This window comes from Hyphomonas pacifica (assembly GCF_000682675.1).
Classification (GTDB): Bacteria; Pseudomonadota; Alphaproteobacteria; order Caulobacterales; family Hyphomonadaceae; genus Hyphomonas; species Hyphomonas pacifica.
Genome location: NZ_AWFA01000023.1, coordinates 40,129 through 57,426, shown reverse-complemented (window position 1 = coordinate 57,426; position 17,298 = coordinate 40,129). Strand labels below are relative to the sequence as shown.

The 17,298-nt window shown below is 55.3% G+C and carries 16 protein-coding genes; 4 read left to right on the top strand and 12 right to left on the bottom strand.

The features are described from left to right. Positions 1–204: 204 nt before the first annotated feature. From HY2_RS08575 to HY2_RS08560, 4 genes are all read left to right on the top strand, one after another. Positions 205–1,107 (top strand): pirin family protein, encoded by a 903-nt coding sequence (locus HY2_RS08575; protein WP_034826689.1) that lies wholly within the window; start codon positions 205–207, stop codon positions 1,105–1,107. Positions 1,108–1,209: 102 nt separating this feature from the next. Then, positions 1,210–2,952: a M28 family metallopeptidase gene (locus HY2_RS08570; protein ID WP_034826687.1), complete on the top strand. Its 1,743-nt coding sequence runs from the start codon at positions 1,210–1,212 to the stop codon at positions 2,950–2,952. A 57-nt stretch (positions 2,953–3,009) separates the two neighbouring features. After that, on the top strand, positions 3,010–3,807 hold the full coding sequence (gene rlmJ / locus HY2_RS08565; RefSeq protein ID WP_051594859.1) for a 23S rRNA (adenine(2030)-N(6))-methyltransferase RlmJ: 798 nt from the start codon (positions 3,010–3,012) through the stop codon (positions 3,805–3,807). Between the two features lie 7 nt (positions 3,808–3,814). Continuing rightward, complete coding sequence (locus tag HY2_RS08560) at positions 3,815–4,903, top strand: FAD-dependent oxidoreductase (RefSeq protein WP_051594858.1); 1,089 nt, start codon at positions 3,815–3,817, stop codon at positions 4,901–4,903. Here HY2_RS08560 and HY2_RS08555 read toward each other — a convergent pair. The 12 genes from HY2_RS08555 to pyrH are packed head-to-tail and all read right to left on the bottom strand — an operon-like array spanning position 4,900 to position 17,274. Further along, positions 4,900–6,060 (bottom strand): lipid-A-disaccharide synthase, encoded by a 1,161-nt coding sequence (locus HY2_RS08555; protein WP_034826897.1) that lies wholly within the window; start codon positions 6,058–6,060, stop codon positions 4,900–4,902. The genes HY2_RS08560 and HY2_RS08555 overlap by 4 nt on opposite strands. A gap of 17 nt (positions 6,061–6,077) precedes the next feature. Then, positions 6,078–6,920, bottom strand: coding sequence for an LpxI family protein (locus tag HY2_RS08550; RefSeq protein ID WP_034826685.1), 843 nt, complete (start codon positions 6,918–6,920; stop codon positions 6,078–6,080). Between the two features lie 7 nt (positions 6,921–6,927). Continuing rightward, positions 6,928–7,719 carry an acyl-ACP--UDP-N-acetylglucosamine O-acyltransferase gene (gene lpxA / locus HY2_RS08545; RefSeq protein WP_034826682.1) on the bottom strand — a complete coding sequence of 264 codons (792 nt, stop codon included), beginning with the start codon at positions 7,717–7,719 and terminating at the stop codon, positions 6,928–6,930. Between the two features lie 43 nt (positions 7,720–7,762). Beyond that, positions 7,763–8,779, bottom strand: a complete 1,017-nt coding sequence (lpxD, locus tag HY2_RS08540) for a UDP-3-O-(3-hydroxymyristoyl)glucosamine N-acyltransferase (protein WP_034826681.1) — start codon at positions 8,777–8,779, stop codon at positions 7,763–7,765. 15 nt (positions 8,780–8,794) lie between these two features. Next, a complete protein-coding gene (locus tag HY2_RS08535) occupies positions 8,795–9,385 on the bottom strand; it encodes an OmpH/Skp family outer membrane protein (protein WP_034826680.1) in 591 nt (196 codons plus the stop codon). 30 nt (positions 9,386–9,415) lie between these two features. After that, positions 9,416–11,968: an outer membrane protein assembly factor BamA gene (bamA, locus tag HY2_RS08530; RefSeq protein WP_034826678.1), complete on the bottom strand. Its 2,553-nt coding sequence runs from the start codon at positions 11,966–11,968 to the stop codon at positions 9,416–9,418. Positions 11,969–12,004: 36 nt separating this feature from the next. After that, a complete protein-coding gene (locus HY2_RS08525; RefSeq protein WP_233346892.1) occupies positions 12,005–13,120 on the bottom strand; it encodes a M50 family metallopeptidase in 1,116 nt (371 codons plus the stop codon). A 57-nt stretch (positions 13,121–13,177) separates the two neighbouring features. Further along, a complete protein-coding gene (gene dxr / locus HY2_RS08520; protein ID WP_034826673.1) occupies positions 13,178–14,377 on the bottom strand; it encodes a 1-deoxy-D-xylulose-5-phosphate reductoisomerase in 1,200 nt (399 codons plus the stop codon). Further along, the gene (locus HY2_RS08515; protein WP_051594857.1) at positions 14,374–15,198 is read right to left on the bottom strand and encodes a phosphatidate cytidylyltransferase; all 825 of its coding nucleotides are present in this window, start codon (positions 15,196–15,198) and stop codon (positions 14,374–14,376) included. Before HY2_RS08515 ends, dxr begins: the two co-directional genes overlap by 4 nt. After that, complete coding sequence (locus HY2_RS08510; protein ID WP_034826670.1) at positions 15,198–15,959, bottom strand: isoprenyl transferase; 762 nt, start codon at positions 15,957–15,959, stop codon at positions 15,198–15,200. The genes HY2_RS08515 and HY2_RS08510 overlap by 1 nt, the downstream gene beginning before the upstream one ends. Then, a complete protein-coding gene (frr, locus tag HY2_RS08505) occupies positions 15,959–16,513 on the bottom strand; it encodes a ribosome recycling factor (RefSeq protein WP_034826668.1) in 555 nt (184 codons plus the stop codon). The genes HY2_RS08510 and frr overlap by 1 nt, the downstream gene beginning before the upstream one ends. Next, positions 16,513–17,274 (bottom strand): UMP kinase, encoded by a 762-nt coding sequence (gene pyrH / locus HY2_RS08500; protein ID WP_407066587.1) that lies wholly within the window; start codon positions 17,272–17,274, stop codon positions 16,513–16,515. Before pyrH ends, frr begins: the two co-directional genes overlap by 1 nt. Between the last annotated feature and the right edge of the window lie 24 nt (positions 17,275–17,298).

The window sequence follows — 17,298 nt, the reverse complement described above, 5'->3', positions numbered from 1 at the left end:
GCGCCGTACGGGCAAAACGTCTGTTACGAACCATGGGCGGCGTCTCAGCCAAAACGTGCTCCTCCAACTTGGATGCCGCAGTATAAAGGTATGGTCGCTTGCAGATTCGATCCAGTTCATGACTGTTTTGGTCATGGTTTTAAAGATCTCGTGCCATAGCTACCAATTTGGCGATGAAATCTATCCGTCCAAGGGAGACTTCCAATGTCATCACCCATCACGCGCATAATTGAACCCCGCACCCGGGATCTCGGCGGTGGCTTCAGGGTTCGTCGTGTTCTGCCCTTCCATGCGCATCGGACTGTCGGCCCTTTCGTCTTTTTCGACCATTTTGGCCCCGTGGAATATGCGCCAGGTGAGGCTTTTGATGTGAACCCTCATCCCCATATCGGCCTGTCGACTGTTACTTACCTGTTCGAGGGCGCCATACGCCATCAGGATTCTCTTGGATCAGATCTCGTGATCCGGCCTGGCGCCATGAACTGGATGACGGCTGGCCATGGCATTGTCCATTCTGAGCATACGCCGGACGAGTTGCGCGCGCAGGGCCAAAGGCTGCATGGCCTGCAAACCTGGGTTGCCCTGCCGGATGAAGACGAAGACTGCGCACCATCCTTTGAGCATCACGCCGCAGACAGTCTTCCGGAAATCGAGATCGCAGGCGCGCACATACGAGTCCTGGCTGGCGAGGCCTGGGGGAAAGCATCCCCCGTGAGATTCCCCTCCCCCATTCTCTACGTTGCCCTGGAGAGCGAGGGTGGAGCTGAACTCACCCTATCCTCTCACCTAGCAGAGGAACGCGCGCTCTATCTCGTCTCGGGTTCGGCCGACGTTGCAGGAGAGTTTGTGGATGCGGGCGTTATGCTAATCCTTGAAGACGGAGTGGACGTTCCCATCAAACTCGGCGCTGGCACTACAGGCGTAATATGTGGCGGCGCAAAGCTGCCTGGAAAGAAAAGGATCGAATGGAATCTGGTCTCGAGCAGTCAGGAAAAGATAGATCAGGCCAAGACTGACTGGAGCGAGGCATTGCAGGCTGGTGGCAATGCCCGCTTCCCAGATGTGCCAGGCGATGAAAACGCGTGGATTCCTCTACCTGGCAAATGATGCTACTCTCAGAGCGCAGCTAGAGAGCCCTCCAACTTGCCGTCTTCAGGTGCCCGTGCCACACCATGGGCAAATTGAATTTTATCCCGAAAGCGACTCGTTATGAAGAAATATCTGATTTCAGCATCCCTGATCGTTCTGGCTGCCTGTGGCGCCGAAAAAACCGAAGCCCCGGAGCCAAAAACAGAAGCGGAAGCCGCGGAAGAGACCGCTCTTCTGATGCCCCTGCCGACAGATACGACGGCGGATATTACCTCTGAAGACCTCGCGGTCCGCATCAAGACGCTGGCCGATGATACGTTTGAAGGCCGCGGGCCAGGTACAGAAACCGGCGAAGCGGCCGCAGACTGGGTTGCAGCCGAGATGCAACGCGTTGGCCTGCAGCCAGGCGGAGAAGATGGCACCTTTTTCCAGACCGTAAAAATGATCAACCAGACCGTGGACCTGTCGGCCTCCAGCCTGACCTTCATCGCTGGGGATGGCACCGAGATGCCCATGGAAGCCAAGAAGGATGCGGTTTTCTGGACGAAACGTCAGAATACAGATCATGTATCCTTTGATCCGACGGATGTTGTGTTTGTCGGCTACGGCGCTGTCGCACCGGAATATGACTGGAATGATTATGGAGATCAGGAACTGACCGGCAAGACCGTCATCATCCTGGTGAATGATCCGGGCTTTGCTACGGGCGACACGGACCTCTTCAAAGGCAAGGCTATGACGTATTATGGCCGCTGGACATATAAATTCGAGGAAGCCGCACGCCAGGGCGCCGCAGCAGCCATCATCATACACGAAACTGAACCGGCAGCCTACGGATGGGATGTGGTGACAGGCTCATGGTCTGGTGCACAATCTGATCTGGTCCGCTCTAATGGCGGCGAAGACCGTGCAACGCTTGAAGGCTGGATCACGCGCGACGCAGCGGAAAAGCTGTTCTCCTCCGCCGGACTGGACCTGGAAGAGATGAAAGAGGCCGCAAAGACGCCCGGCTTCAAGCCTGTGTCTCTCGAAGGCATAAAAGCGAAGGGTGAAATCACACAGACCATTGAGCAATTAGAAAGTCGGAATGTGATTGGCACGCTGCCTGGCAAAACCACTCCGGACGAGTATATGATGTACACGGCGCACTGGGATCATCTGGGCAAAAAGCCGGAACAGAAAACCGGCGCCCCAGGCGAAGACTTCTACGCGGACCAAATTTTCAACGGTGCCGTGGACAATGCAACCGGCACTGCCGCGCTTCTTGAGATCGCAGAAGCCATGGCCGCGCAAGACTTGGACCGTTCCGCTATCTTTGCTGCCGTGACACTAGAAGAATCCGGCCTTCTAGGATCGGCCTATTTCGCCGAAAACCCGACCGTGCCTTTGAACAAGATTGTCGCCGGTATCAATATGGATGGCGCGCTGCCGATCGGGCGCACAAAAGACATGGTCGTCATCGGCTATGGCGCCTCAGAACTTGAAGATATGCTGAAGGATGTACTGGCAAAGCAGGATCGGGTCATCAAGCCTGACTCCAAGCCAGAAGCAGGCTACTTTTACCGCTCTGACCACGTCTCTTTCGCCAAGAAAGGCGTGCCAATGCTTTACGCCGATGGCGGCGAAGACAAGCGGGATGGCGGCATTGCTGCGGGCAAGGCGGCAGCAGCCGTCTACACCGCAGAGCGCTATCACAAGCCGATGGACGAGTATTCTGATGATTGGGATCTGGAAGGCTTCAAGGAAGACATCCAGGCCTTTTACGAAGTGGGTCTGCAAATCGCTCAATCCGACGAATGGCCGACATGGTATCCTGGCAACGAGTTCGAAGCGGTTCGCAAGGAAAGCCTGAGTAAACACTAAGCTTGGCGCCCTTTCAGGCGATATCAAGAAACCGGTGCGACCAGACTGGAAGACAAAATGCTTTCCTATCAACACGGCTTTCATGCGGGTAACAGGGCGGATGTCCTGAAGCATGCTGTGCTCCATGCCCTGTTTGGAGCTTACAGGAAGGCAGAAAAGCCTCTACTCTACGTAGAGACCCATTCCGGACGCGGACGATATGACCTGAAAGGGCCGCAGGCTCGCAAGGGCGGTGAGGCCAATGACGGCATCCTGTCCATGACCGGCGGGAATGCCCCCAAACCGCTGCAGCCCTGGGTCAGTTTTGTCGAACAGGAAGGGATACAAAACTATCCCGGCTCACCAGCCCACGCGCAAAAGCTGTTACCAGAGAAGAGCCGGTATATTCTCTTCGAAAGACACCCCGCTGAATATGAAGCCCTCACCACGGCGATGGCAGGTGATGACCGCATTCAGATTCGAAAAGCCGATGGTTATGGCAGCGCGCTAAAGCTCTCCCCACGTACGGGTGAGCAAATGGTGTGCTTGGTAGACCCCAGCTATGAGACGACACGCGATATCGACGCCCTCGCCCTGTGGACTCCGAAAGCCCTCAAACGCTGGCCGCGTGCTACACTGATCCTCTGGCTGCCTCTGTTCCGAGATGGCCGCGAGGCGGAGTTTGGCGAGTATCTAACAACTCTGGATGAGTGCTTTGTTGCAGGTGCCAGATGGCCTGTCGATGCTCTAAAGGAAACGGCCCTTGAGGGGTCGGCCATGGTGGTCTACCGCGCACCGCTTGAAACGCGGGAACCTTGTCTGAACATTGCATCCGCCTTGCAGTCCTGGTGGTCTGACAAACCCTTGGAAGGCTGAAGACACAATGAAGGCGCTGCTTCTCATCGGCGGCGGGCACGCACACGTAACGGCCTTGCGGTGGCTGAAGCAGAACCCGCAACCTCATTTGAAGATAAGCCTGCTTACACCTGATTATCGTTCAGTATACAGTGGAATGGTCCCCGGATTTGTTGCCGGGCATTTCGCCCGGAAAGATGTAGAAATAGACTTGGCAGGTCTTTGTCGGGATACGGGAACAGCTTTCATTGAAGATGCCGCCTCGTATCTTGATGTGCAGCAGCAATATGTAACGACGGCAAAGGGGATAAATATCCCTTATGACCTGGCCTCCATTGATGTTGGCATTGTATCGCACCCGCTTGCAGCGCCCCCTATTCCGGACAGCATTGCCGCAAAACCCATGGCTTGTTTTCTTGATAGCTGGGAAACCGTACGGAGCGCGATGCATGCACCAAACATTGCCATCATTGGCGCGGGCCTCGGAGGCGTGGAACTGGCGCTCTCTGTCAGGCATGCCATGAGCAGCAGATTCCGAGCGGAAACCAAAAGCGTTTCACTGATTGAGCGGAATACGGAAATTCTTGCGCAGGCAGCCCCATCATTAGGGCGGCAACTCAGAAAAAAGCTTGTAGAAGCCGGCATCGACCTTTTTGAAGGAACAGAACCAACAGCCTGGCAAGACAACGCCCTTCAGCTTTCCGACGGGCGAAGCCTGAAAGCAGATCATGTCTTCTGGGTTGCCGGCGCAGCGCCTTATGACTGGCTCAGCAGATCAGGACTGGAAACTGAGGAGGGCTTTCCCCTTACCCAGGCAAGCCTGCAATCGGTATCCCATCCCAATGTCTTCATCGCAGGAGATACGGCTCGTTTCGCAGACAAGCCCATTAGTCGCGCAGGCGTCTATGCCGTACGCCAAGGCCCTGTCCTAATAAGAAACCTTGCCGCGCAGGCCAAGGGTGATCCACTTGAAAACTATAACCCTCAAAAAGATTACATGAAGCTCGTGACCCTTGGCAGCAGAAAGGCTCTGGTCGAAAAATGGGGTATAACACTATCCCTACCCGGATTATGGGTACTCAAACGAAGGATCGATGAAGCTTTCGTTCGCGGTTAGGACGCAATCAAGCCAGCTGTATGCTTGGCCGCTTCTTCCAGGACAACGCTCGCAGCAATCTCTGCAGCGTCCCGGTCACCTTCCTTCATTCTATCAAGGGCGATGCTTTGATCGACCTTTTGTTGCGGCAGCGCGGTAGGATTGCTCAACCAGGCCCAGGCTTTATCAGCTATCAACTCAGGCTTTTGCTTGGTCTGGACAAACTCCGGAACAATCTCCTGATCGTCGCTCACAATATTCAGAAGAGTGATATGTTTGCGCTTGTAGAGCAGTCCCCGCGCAAGCGCCCAGGTAATCCAGCCCGTCTGATAGGACACAATCATGGGTGTGCCCTGCATAGCCAATTCAGTCGTTACCGTGCCAGAACAAGCTAAGGCCAGATCTGCCGCGGCCATGGCATCATAACGATCTGCAGCCTGACTTGTTAACAGAGCCCAGTCCTCAATATCTGGGAAAGCCTCAGCAAATTGTTCAGCAACATTCTTTGCAGGTGCAAAGACGACACGAAGCGAGCGGTCCTTTTTGTAAAGGATATGAGCTGCCTCCACCAAAGCCGGTGCCACACGCTTGATTTCACTTGATCGACTACCGGGCAGGACCAAAACCATTCTCTCGGTTTCAAAGATGTCGTTCAGACCCCTGAAACGTGCGCCATCCCCTTCGACATGACGAGATATTGCCGGGTTGCCGATAACGGTCGTAGCCAGATTATATGGTTCGTAAAATGGCACTTCCATATCGTGAATGCAAAGCAAATGATCCACGACGCTGGCGAGCGTCTTTGCACGCCCAGGGCGCGTTGCCCAAACCTGAGGGCCAACCAGCTTGACGAGACGAATGGAGGGATCGCGCAGTCTCACACGTTGCGCAACACGCAGCATAAAACCCCATGAATCAACCAATACCACGACATCCGGACGATCAGAAATAATGGCATTTGCGGCAGCATCCGCTAGCTTCACCACATGGCCATACGCCTTGATACCTTCAAAAAATCCGAGAACAGACAAAGGCGACACATCAATCGGAGATATAATCCCTGCGCTTGCCAGTTCATCACCGCCTATGCCGGATATGTGTACATCCGGATCTTTCTTCCGGATCTCTTCAACCACTTCCCGTGCCAGAACATCTCCTGAAGCCTCTGCCGCGACCATATAGATGCGACGCGCGCTCAAAGCCCCAACTCCGGCGGGAATCCGTAAATGAAGATGCCAAGGCGCTCGGCAGCTTCCTGCATGGCGGGCTTGTTAAGCAGCAACGCACCTTCGGCCTCGACCGCCAGCCCGGCAAGGCCCGCGGCGGCAACCTTTTCTACTGTTGAAACTCCAGTTGTAGGTAGATCAATACGCAACTCCTGCCCCGGCTTGGGCCGCTTGACCAGAACACCGCGCCGTTTTGTCTCCGTGCCCCGGAGCGTTTCAGGCAATCCGGCGCATCTATCCAGCATAGCGTCTGTGCCCTCCTGCGCTTCAACGGCCAGCACCAGTCCATCGCAAACGACAGCGCCTTGCCCGATATCGAGCGCGCCTGTCGCCGCAACGACGCGGGCGGCATGCTCAATATCAGTCATATCCGCGGGGTCGGGATCATTCCCAGCAATCAGGCCCGCTGGGGCCAGTAATTTCCCGTTGACTTCATGGCTGCCCAGCACATTGAAGCCCTGCCTCTCGAATTCATTCACAAGTACGCGCAACAAGGCGTCATCGCCCTGGCGTGCAGCGGACAGCACCTTGGGTAAAAGCGCCATACCTTTCATGTCGAGCTTCAGGTCTGAGAAATTCGGGCGATTGACGATGCCCGCAAAGACAACATCTTTACAGCCTGCAGTCTTGAGTCTCTTCAGTACACCGCCAACTTCACCAAGGCCGATAACGTCGCCTGGAAATTTCACCAGCGCTGGTTCCTCAAAGCCCTTCACACGGAGCACGTAAACGCCTTGACCGTTGGCAACCGCATTCTCCGCAATCGCCAAAGGAAGATCTCCCAAACCAGCTATAATTCCTAGTGGCGCCATGATACCCTCATGCAGGCTTGCAGATTGGCCTGTCACCTGCGTGACGGATAAAGTCGATCATTTCCATGGCCAGCGGTTTATCTGAAAATTTCTCCGCCGCCTGATCAACGCGTTCCTTAAACAAGCCCTCACCGAAGAAAACGGCTTTATATGCAGATCGTATTTCCATCTGTTCAGCCTTGGTAAAACCGCGTCGTTTCAATCCGACCATATTCAGTCCAGAGAGCTTCGCATGGTTGCCGACCACTGAGCCAAACGGGATGACATCTTCAACAACGATTGCGCCGCCGCCTATGAATGCGTTTCGGCCTATGCGAGAGAACTGGTGAATGGCGGAAAGTCCACCGAACCACACATTGTCCCCGACCTCGATATGCCCGGCGAGGGAAACATTGTTGGCCATGACCACATTGTTTCCTATCTTGTTGTCATGCGCGATGTGGGCACCGATCATGATGTAACAGTCATTGCCAACCGTCGTGACCCCGCCGAATTTCGGCATTCCAGAATGCGCCGTCGCATATTCCCGAAAGACACAATTGTCGCCTACGACCAGACGAGAGTCAGGGCTCGCTTCGAAACCAATAACTTGCGGAAGACCGCCCAGCACAGCATGCGGATGTAGGGTGCAGTTACGGCCAATCTGCGTGTGCCCCATGACGACGGAGTGGGACATCAGCACGCATCCATCCCCTATGCGGGCATTGGCAGCAATATACGAGAAAGGACCGATTTTGACGTCCTGTCCGAGGCTTGCGCCCTCTTCAACACAGGCTGTCGGATGGATTTGGGCTGTCATTGTATATCCCGATAGGTTTCAGGCTGAGGCGATGATGCCTAGCCTACCCCGTTTTCTTCGGGTTTGCATTCTTCTGCAACCATGCAACTTCGCGCATCCATTGGCGGATAGGCTTTGCAGGCGTGCCGCCCCAAGTCTCGCCCGGTTCAATGTCGCGGAACAGGCCTGCGGAGGCAGCAAGCGATACGCCTTCCCCTACCTTCACATGGTCAGCAATACCAACCCGGCCGCCCAGCATTGCGCCATCACCGACTTGAACAGATCCTGAGATGCCGCCAAAGGCCGCCACAAGTACAGACCGGCCGAGAACAACATTATGAGCGATCTGGCAGAGATTATCGATCTTCGTACGCTCGCCCACGATCGTGTCGTCAAAGACACCGCGATCAATGCAGCTATTGGCACCAATGGTGACATGATCTTGCAGGATCACACGGCCATAATGGGGGGCATCTTCTGCACCCTTGGGACCGGGCATGACACCGAAACCGGTTTCGCCAACCCTGGCACCAGCCAGCAGCTTCACATGATCGCCCAATAGCGCGCAATAAACACTGGCACCGGGCCCAATAGAGCAGTTGCGCCCGATCTGTACACCCGGTCCAATGATGGCATTCGCACCAATGACCGTCTTCTCACCAATGACTGCTCCGGGCCCAATCACAGCACCGGGGGCAATGATAGCCTCTTCATGAACAGAGGCCTCGGCGGAAATGGCTTCAGAACCATGCCAGACCAGATGAAGCGGTTGATACATCGCTGAGGCTGCAGCACTGTGGGCATAACGCGGAACGGAAGTGACAAGATAGGCCACATGTCCGGGGACATGCTGGACATTAGCCGCATTCACAAACAAGGCAGAAATATCTGAGCTGATATCAACGGGAGCTTTGCCATCCCCGTCAAGAAATCCGATATCTCCTCGGCGGCCCGTGCCAGCCGAGGAGAGTCCGGTTATCTGCACGCTTTCATCACCGTGCAGCTCCGCACCAGTATGATCCGCCAAATCCTTGAGCGTCAAAGCCCCCAAAGGCGCATAAAAACGGGGATCGACTGGCACGGTTAGTCCTCGCTACTACTGAGCAGGTTGATCAGGAATGCGCTTGCGCACGACATTGATGGTCGGCGTGGCAGCATCCAGCTTGGAGATGACTGAAGCCGTCACGTCAATTGACTCCGCACTGTAGACAACGGCGCTACGAGACATCACGACCTGGGCATTCTTTTCATTCACAACCTGCATCAGGACAGGCTCTAGAGCCTTGTTGAAGTCAACAAGTGCCTGACGCTCTGTCAGGGAATACTCCTGCGAAGCCTTCTGACGAGCACGGCCGAAATCAGCAGTCTTTTTGTCATAGGCCTGAAGTTTGCCGACTAGGGCAGCATCGCCGGCAACTTGCTCACGGGTCTTGCCCTGTAGCTGAGCGTTCAGACTCTTACCTTCGGTCTCAAGTGATGCGCGGGTGGGCTCCAGTTCGTTATTGATCTGAGCTTCAATGTTCTGAAGCTTGGTCTGGATGTCTTTGCCAGCCTTGCTGTCGCGCAGGATTTTTGCCTCATCAATTGTGATGACTGTCGTGCCTTGTGCACTCGCAGCCGGGGCTACAGCCACGAGGGCCGCAAAAGCAACCGCCATGGCAAGAAAAATCTGTTTTAGTCGGGACATTATAGTCTCCTCCTGGTTGGGGCTCGGAACTTAGAAACGGGTAGATGTGGAGAACCGGAAAGTTTCTGTCCGGTCATAGTCTTCCTTGCGAAGAATTTGCGAGAAGTCGAAGCGGATCGGACCGAACGGGGAATCCCAGAATACGCTCAGACCTGCCGAGGCGCGCAGCGATGCGGCTGTCTTGGTCATACGAACAGAGGGGTTTCCGCTTTGGCTTGTGTAGTAGATTGTCTGGCCGACATCCGAACCACGCAGCGTGCCCAGTGAGCCGACCTCAGTGAAAAGGGCACTGCGAATGCCATATTCTTCTGGCAGGAAGTTCGGCAAGCTCAGCTCAAATGTGCCTTGGTAGTATGCGTTACCGCCTTGGGAGTTCAGGCGGCGTGTACGGATAACTTCACCTGTCTCTGGATCAACTTCCTTCACGATCTCGCGTGGTCCCAGACCGGCGACATCAAAGCCGCGGAACGTGCTGCCACCACGGAAGAAGCGGTTGTTGATACGCACGCCCTGACCGTCTTCAAGCGGGAAAACATAGCCGCCAGAGAAGCGTGCGCTCGCGATCATGCTTTTCCAGATGCCACGATAGAATGTGGCAGACGTTTCCGTGCGCAGATACTTCACGTCACCACCGAGACCCGCAAAGTCCTGGCTGAAGCGGAAGTCAAATCCACGGGATGGTCTGATCGGATCGTTGGTGCGGTCCCAGTAGAAATTATAACCAATGATGCTGGAAATATCGCTACGCTCTGCACGACAGATCGTTTCGCGGAGAACATATTCAGGCGCACACCGGTCAACAACGCGTTGACCCTCACCAGCATCCCCGTCCTCAACAGCGCGATAACGGTCATCGGATCGATCATCGGGTGTGTCCGCGCCGGCGATCTGGATAACATCCGTAACGAAGAAGCCGTTCTCATCGATGATGTAGTTACGGTCTGTGACGTTCACATCATCCGACTGCAAGCGATAGCTGAGGCCAAGCTGCATGCGCTCCGTAAGCGGGAAGCCAACGCGAAGGCCGGCACCGATCGTTTCACTATTGAAGTAGGAGTAACGCTCATAATCCTGCTTGGTCGCAAACAGGTCGATCCCCCCTGAAAGATTGCGGTCAAACAGGCGAGGCTCGGTGAAACGGAAATCAACGATCTGCTGACGGCTGGAGGCCGACACCCGCGCGATAACCGACTGGCCCCGACCGCGCAAATTGCGCTGTGAAGCACTCACATCAATCAGATATGCGTCCGCTGACGAGAAACCGGCGGCGAAGGAAAGCTCACCCGTCGGTTGCTCCTGAACCTTGATATCGACAATTGTCCGGTCCGGCTCTTCCGCTGGCGTCTCCACGATCTCAACGTCCTTGAAGTAGCCGAGCGCACGAACACGGTTTCGCGAACGGTCAAGAAGGATGCGGTTAAAGGCATCGCCTTCAGAAATGCGGAGTTCTCGGCGGATAACACGATCCAGCGTCTGAGTGTTTCCGACAATATTGATACGGTCAATATAAACGCGCGGGCCTTCATCCACGGCAAAGGTCACGTCGATATTACCCGTTTCCGGGTTCACATCCAGTTGCGGACGAATGTCGACGAATGCGTAGCCGGCAATCCCTGCGGAATAGGTTAGCGCATCGATGGTTTCCTCGATGGCGTCACCACGGAACAAGGCGCCTTCCTGAATCGGAACAGCGCGGCGCAGCGCAGCCGGGTTTAGTTTCTCAAGCGCTGTCTCCACTTTGACTTCGCCGAAATTGTACTGGCGGCCCTCATCCACCGTCATGGTGATGTAGAAGTCTTTCTGATCAGGCGTCAGCTCAGCCACCGCTGAGGTAACACGGAAATCATAATAACCATTGTTCTGGTAGAATTGGCGCAGCAAATCTCGGTCATATTCCAGACGGCCTGGATCATAGTTGTCGTTGGAGCTGAAAAAGCGCCAGAACCGGGACTGCCGCGTGACAATTTCGCTACGCAGACGGGAATCGGAATATTCCTTGTTGCCGATGAAATTGATCGCCCGAACGCCGGTAACCGGGCCTTCGGTAATCTCAAAAATCAGGTCAACACGGTTTTGCTCAAGCGGTTTGTACTGAGGCTCAACCTTAGCGGCAAAACGGCCGGACTGACGATAAAGCTCCAGGATACGCTGCACATCTGACTGCACACGCGCCGCGGTGAAAATACCACGGGGAGCAGCCTGAATATCTTCTTTCAATTTATCATCATCAAGAGCGCGGTTACCTTCGAAGATAACGCGGTTAATGATCGGGTTTTCCACCACACGCACCAACAGGTCATCATTAACCCTGTCGATGGAAACGTCAGCAAACAGATTCGTCGCAAAGAGCGTCTTGAGGGAGAGATCGATTCGGTCAGGGCTGAAGGGGTCGCCCGGCTCGACGAGAAGGTATGACTGGACAGTCCGCGCTTCGATACGCTGATTACCCTCCACAATGATGGACCGGATCGTACCGCCATACCGGCTGTCTTCCTGTGCATCGGCAGTTCCCATAGGCCCCATAGCCGCATGGAAAGCTACGGCACTTGTCGCCATTAAGGTTGCTGCAAGAAACTTACGCATCGTCGACACACTCTCTGAATTAGTTCGGCAAACGGCTTACCCGCCTCTTGCTCCGAATAAGCCGGTCTCGATGATGTCACCCCAAGTGATCACCACCACCATTCCCAATAACAGGATCAAACCGAATGTCAGGGCCATTTCCTGCACTTTTTGCGGCATCTCCTTCCCTGTCAGGGCCTCATATGCATTAAATACAAGGTGTCCGCCATCCAGAACCGGCAGCGGCAGAAGGTTAAAGAAGCCCACTCCTACGGAAATCGCGGCGCATATGCTGATCAGCATCCAGAAGAGCTGCTCCAAGCGCTGCCAAGGCGTAAATTGATCCTGAGACCATACCTTATTAACCGTCCGGCGGGAGATATCTCCAATCCCGACCGGGCCGGTCATGGCATGCATTGACATCTTGCCTGTCACAATGCGACTCAGCATGGTGACAGTCCGGCTTATGGTTGATCCGGTTTCGACGACACCCTGCCCCAAGGCCTCTACCGGATTGTAGGTTATGCGGTCGCCATTAGTTGCAGCGCCGAATCCGATGCCAATCGTCGCTTGCGGAACTTTCTGGCCGAAATCGTTTTCGCGCGTAACTTCCACCGGCGTCACGGCCAGGTGCTTCTGCTCTTCGCCACGAGCAACCACAAAATCCATCTGCTTGTTGGGATTGAGCATAATGGCAACAACCACCTCACCTGTATTGGTGATTTTCTTGCCATTGATCTCGACGATGGTGTCTCCGGGCTGCATGCCAGCGGCGTCTGCCGCACCGCCTTCAGTCACACTCATGACACCAACCTGCATGTTGGGACGGCCATGGACCCCCAGAATGAGGGCGAAGATGAGACTGGACAGAATGAAATTCGCCAACGGTCCAGCCAAGCTGACCAACGAGCGCTGCCCCACGCCCAGTTCGGCATAAGGCTTTCCGACTGGGCCGGCTTCGATCTTGCCGACATCTCCCGCCATTTGGCTCTCGCCGACAAATTTCACAAAGCCGCCCAGAGGAATCCAGTTCACGCGCCAGCGTGTGCCCTTGCTGTCGGTACGCTCGTAGAGAGGTTTGCCAAAGCCAACAGAAAATGACTCCACGGCCGCCCCAAAAAACCGGCCAACCAAGTAGTGCCCAAATTCGTGGATTACGACGACAATCCCCATCATGAAGATAAGGCAAATCAGAAACAACGGTCCCTGGCTGAGAAATTCCCCCAAAGCTTATCCTCCTACTCGGCTCCGGGCCTTCTCAAGCAAGTCTGCCGCCACTTTCCGGCTGTAATCGTCCAGAAAGGAAATTTCTTCGAGCGTGTCACATGCCATCCCACACATGTTTCCCGCGAAATAACCATTCAGCGTCTCTTCTACCGCCCAGCTTATGTCGAGAAACCCGCATTGACCCGCGATAAATGCAGAAACGGCTGATTCATTAGCACAATTTAATACGGTTGTGGCGCCTGCCCCATGGGAATACGCCTCTCGTGCCAAGCGTATGGCGGGGAATCGCTCTGCATCCACCGGCTCGAAATCCAGTCGGCCAATCATCCCTAGGTCCAAGCGGTCGACTGTCGTGGCGATTCGCTCAGGCCACCCCAACGCGTAGGAAATTGGTGTACGCATATCCGGCGCGCCAAGCTGCGCGAGAACAGAACCATCGGTAAAATGCGCCATGCCATGAATGATGGATTGGGGATGAACCAACACCTCGATCCGCTCGCCCTCCGTACCAAAGAGGAAACCAGCCTCGATGAACTCAAGCGCCTTGTTCATCAAAGTCGCACTGTCGATCGAGTTCTTGATGCCCATGCTCCAATTGGGATGCGCTGCGGCTTGCTGAGGAGACGCTATGCGCATATCGGCAAGGCTGGATGTCCTGAATGGACCGCCTGACGCCGTTATCGTCAACTGCTCAAGCTGGCGCCCATCCCCGATGCATTGAAAAATGGCAGAATGCTCGGAATCAACCGGCAAGACTTTTACTCCCGCCTTGCGAGCCTCCTGGAGGATCAGCCTGCCGCCGCAGACGATGCTCTCCTTGTTGGCAATCGCAATATCATTACCAGCTCGCACTGCAGCCAAGGTGGAATTCAGCCCTGCGGCGCCAACAATCGCGGCCAGGACCCGATCAACCGGACGGCTCGCGGCTTCCTCAATCGCGCGATCTCCCGCAGCCGCTTCGATACTGGTTCCCGCCAGACGCTCTCTCAGCTCAGGTAGTTTGGATTCATCTGAGATGATAGCTATTTCAGCGCAGCAGGCCACAGCTTGACGAGCCAGAAGCTCTGCGTCAGAGCCTGCGGCAAGCGCACAAACCTCAAACCGGATGTTACCTGTCGCATTTGCGTACTGCACGACCTCCAGAGCGGATGTACCGATTGAGCCTGTAGAGCCCATGATACTGATGCGGCGCGTGTCCGTCATGACATAAACCCTAAAGCATCCCTGAGAGGCGGATAGAGCCACAGCGCCAGAGCGCCGATCACCGCCACTGCACCAAGACCGTCCACACGGTCTAACACCCCGCCATGTCCGGGTAACAGATTGCTCGAATCCTTGACATGAAAGCGACGTTTCAAACCACTCTCAAGCAAGTCCCCCGCCTGAGCTGTAATCGAAAGCGCGGCGGCGGCGAGCATCCACACAACAAGGTTGGATTGCTGAAGGTCTGCAGCAGCAATTCCGCAAATTGTGGTGAAAGCGATTGCACCAAGCGCCCCGCTCCACGTTTTGTTCGGGCTTTCCTGCGGAATGAGCCTGGGGCCACCCATGCCACGCCCAACGAAATAAGCTGATGCATCAGACGCCCAGACGAAGGACATGAAAAACAGGGCGGCTTCCCGTCCATCCCAGGGCCCCTCACGTAGATACCATAGGCCCGCCGCGATAGCCGTCACATAAACAAAGCCCATAATGGCGGTAAGCCGGTTATGATAACGCCCCACAGCACTCATGAAAGCAAAGATCGCGCCAAGCATCGCTATCAGCGCCTGGAGCCACAAGACCCCCGTTGGAAGGCTCAAACAATAGGCTGCCGCCATGAGGCAGAGCAGAAAGCCTCGGGGATGGCCACTCATCCTTGCCCACTCCCAGGCCATGATTGCCGCAAAGATTGCGCAGGCCATGGCAAGCCACCAACCGCCATACCACACGACAGCAAGGCCTATCGGAATGAGCAAAAGCGCCGTGAGCAAGCGCTGGCCAATTTGGGAAAACCGGCTTTCGGGGGGAGTCCAGTCACCCATCACAACTCCCCCGGAGAAACAGCTCCGAATCTGCGCTCGCGTTCATGGTATGCCTGAATTGCCTTTTCCAACCACGTCCTGTCAAAGTCAGGCCAGAGCACATCCAGGAAGACAAGTTCGCTATAGGCAATCTGCCATAACAGGAAGTTGCTCAACCTGTACTCTCCACTGGTGCGGACAAGCAGGTCAGGATCAGGCATGCAACCTGTGTCGAGATAGGCCGCGAACGTGTCTTCGGTGATTGTTTCTGGCTCTATCCTGCCCGTAGCCGCATCTGCTGCAACCTTGCGCATGGCGCGGACGATCTCTTCCCGCCCTCCATAATTGAAAGCAATGTTCAGATAGAAGCGATCATTATCATGCGTGTCGCGTTCAGCCTTCGCGACCAGATCTGCTATGTCCTTGGGAAGACCTTCCCGTCGGCCGATAATCGTAATCTTGACGCCTTCCTTGCGGAGACGGTTCAGATCCTTCTGCATGTATGTCTTAAGCAGACCAAAAAGGGCACTGACCTCAGAAGCCGGGCGACGCCAATTCTCGGTCGAAAAAGAATATACTGTAAGATATTTGATGCCGATCTCGCCGGCCGCCTCAACCACCTTGCGGAGGGCTTCGACACCGCGCTCATGACCCGCAGCCCGCGGCAAGCCTCGGGCCTTTGCCCAGCGACCATTTCCATCCATGATGATGGCGACATGCGTCGGCACAGGCGGTTTGCCACCCCCATCACCAGAGGATACAGAGGCGGCACCTGAGGACATTAGACCTGCATGATCTCGGCTTCTTTTGCCTTCAGTGCCTCATCGACACGGGCAACATAGGTATCCGTGAGCTTTTGAACCTCATCGGAAAGGGAATGCAGACGATCTTCGCTGATCTCACCATCCTTTTCCATCTTCTTGAGGCTATCCATGCCATCGCGCCGGACGTTGCGGATGGCAACACGCGCCGCTTCGGCATATTTGCCAGCCACTTTCTGAAGTTCAGCGCGACGCTCTTCATTGAGTGGAGGAATCGGAATGCGCAAATTCTGCCCGTCTGTCACCGGGTTTAGGCCGAGGCCTGAGTCACGGATCGCGCGATCTGTCGCCCCAACAACGGATTTGTCCCACACATTCACGGACAGCATGCGGTTGTCCGTAACTGTGACGGAAGCAACCTGATTGAGCGGCACTGTAGAGCCATAGGCCGGCACCATGACCGAATCCAGCAGATTCACAGAGGCGCGACCTGTGCGAAGGCCACTGAATTCCGTGGCAAGCGACGCAAGTGCGCCATCCATGCGGCGCTCAAGATCCTTCTTGCTGTAACTCATTATGCAGACGCTCCATTATTTGTAATTGTAGTCGATGTCCCTTTGCCGTGTAGCACTTTCAGCAAGGATCCTTCCTCTTTCAATGAGAAAACGACAATAGGGATGTTATTGTCGCGCATGAGGCTGACTGCGGAAGAATCCATGACGCGGAGATCCTTAGCCAGCAACTCCTGGTAGCCAACTTCATCATACCGCGTTGCGCTGGAGTCGAGCTTTGGATCTGCAGTATAGACGCCATCCACCTGCGTTCCTTTCAGAAGCGCATCGCAATTCATCTCGATCGCGCGCAGGGCTGCGCCCGTGTCTGTCGTGAAGAACGGGTTGCCGATACCAGCTGCGAAGATGACAACACGGCCTTTTTCCATGTGGCGCTGCGCGCGACGGCGAATGTAGGGCTCGCAAATCGCTTCCATCCGGATGGCAGACTGTACGCGTGTAGGTACGCCGAGGCTCTCCAGAACGCTTTGCATGGCCAGCGCGTTCATCACGGTGGCCAGCATCCCCATGGAATCAGCCTGAGCGCGCTCCATGCCCTTGGCAGCTCCTGCTACACCGCGGAAGATGTTGCCCCCGCCAATGACCAAGCAGATCTCAGCGCCAGTCTCCTGCGCCGCCTTAATGGCGCGCGCGAAATTCTCACACGTGGGGATATCGATACCGAATTGTCCGGGGCCCATCAGTGCCTCACCGGAGAGTTTCAACAAGACCCTTTTATACTTCAAGGGGGTGGTGTCGGCCTCATCACTCGGCATAAACGGCATCTCCATTATTTGAAGCCATATAGG

What these genes read in the sequence shown, in the direction of transcription:
- dxr (WP_034826673.1), bottom strand. Translation starts at nt 14,377, where the DNA reads ATGACGGACACGCGCCGCATCAGTATCATGGGCTCTACAGGCTCAATC.
- HY2_RS08570 (WP_034826687.1), top strand. Translation starts at nt 1,210, where the DNA reads ATGAAGAAATATCTGATTTCAGCATCCCTGATCGTTCTGGCTGCCTGT.
- HY2_RS08560 (WP_051594858.1), top strand. Translation starts at nt 3,815, where the DNA reads ATGAAGGCGCTGCTTCTCATCGGCGGCGGGCACGCACACGTAACGGCC.
- HY2_RS08525 (WP_233346892.1), bottom strand. Translation starts at nt 13,120, where the DNA reads ATGGGGATTGTCGTCGTAATCCACGAATTTGGGCACTACTTGGTTGGC.
- pyrH (WP_407066587.1), bottom strand. Translation starts at nt 17,274, where the DNA reads ATGCCGTTTATGCCGAGTGATGAGGCCGACACCACCCCCTTGAAGTAT.
- HY2_RS08555 (WP_034826897.1), bottom strand. Translation starts at nt 6,060, where the DNA reads ATGGTCGCGGCAGAGGCTTCAGGAGATGTTCTGGCACGGGAAGTGGTT.
- HY2_RS08510 (WP_034826670.1), bottom strand. Translation starts at nt 15,959, where the DNA reads ATGTCCTCAGGTGCCGCCTCTGTATCCTCTGGTGATGGGGGTGGCAAA.
- HY2_RS08550 (WP_034826685.1), bottom strand. Translation starts at nt 6,920, where the DNA reads ATGGCGCCACTAGGAATTATAGCTGGTTTGGGAGATCTTCCTTTGGCG.
- rlmJ (WP_051594859.1), top strand. Translation starts at nt 3,010, where the DNA reads ATGCTTTCCTATCAACACGGCTTTCATGCGGGTAACAGGGCGGATGTC.
- HY2_RS08575 (WP_034826689.1), top strand. Translation starts at nt 205, where the DNA reads ATGTCATCACCCATCACGCGCATAATTGAACCCCGCACCCGGGATCTC.
- frr (WP_034826668.1), bottom strand. Translation starts at nt 16,513, where the DNA reads ATGAGTTACAGCAAGAAGGATCTTGAGCGCCGCATGGATGGCGCACTT.
- bamA (WP_034826678.1), bottom strand. Translation starts at nt 11,968, where the DNA reads ATGCGTAAGTTTCTTGCAGCAACCTTAATGGCGACAAGTGCCGTAGCT.
- HY2_RS08515 (WP_051594857.1), bottom strand. Translation starts at nt 15,198, where the DNA reads ATGGGTGACTGGACTCCCCCCGAAAGCCGGTTTTCCCAAATTGGCCAG.
- lpxA (WP_034826682.1), bottom strand. Translation starts at nt 7,719, where the DNA reads ATGACAGCCCAAATCCATCCGACAGCCTGTGTTGAAGAGGGCGCAAGC.
- HY2_RS08535 (WP_034826680.1), bottom strand. Translation starts at nt 9,385, where the DNA reads ATGTCCCGACTAAAACAGATTTTTCTTGCCATGGCGGTTGCTTTTGCG.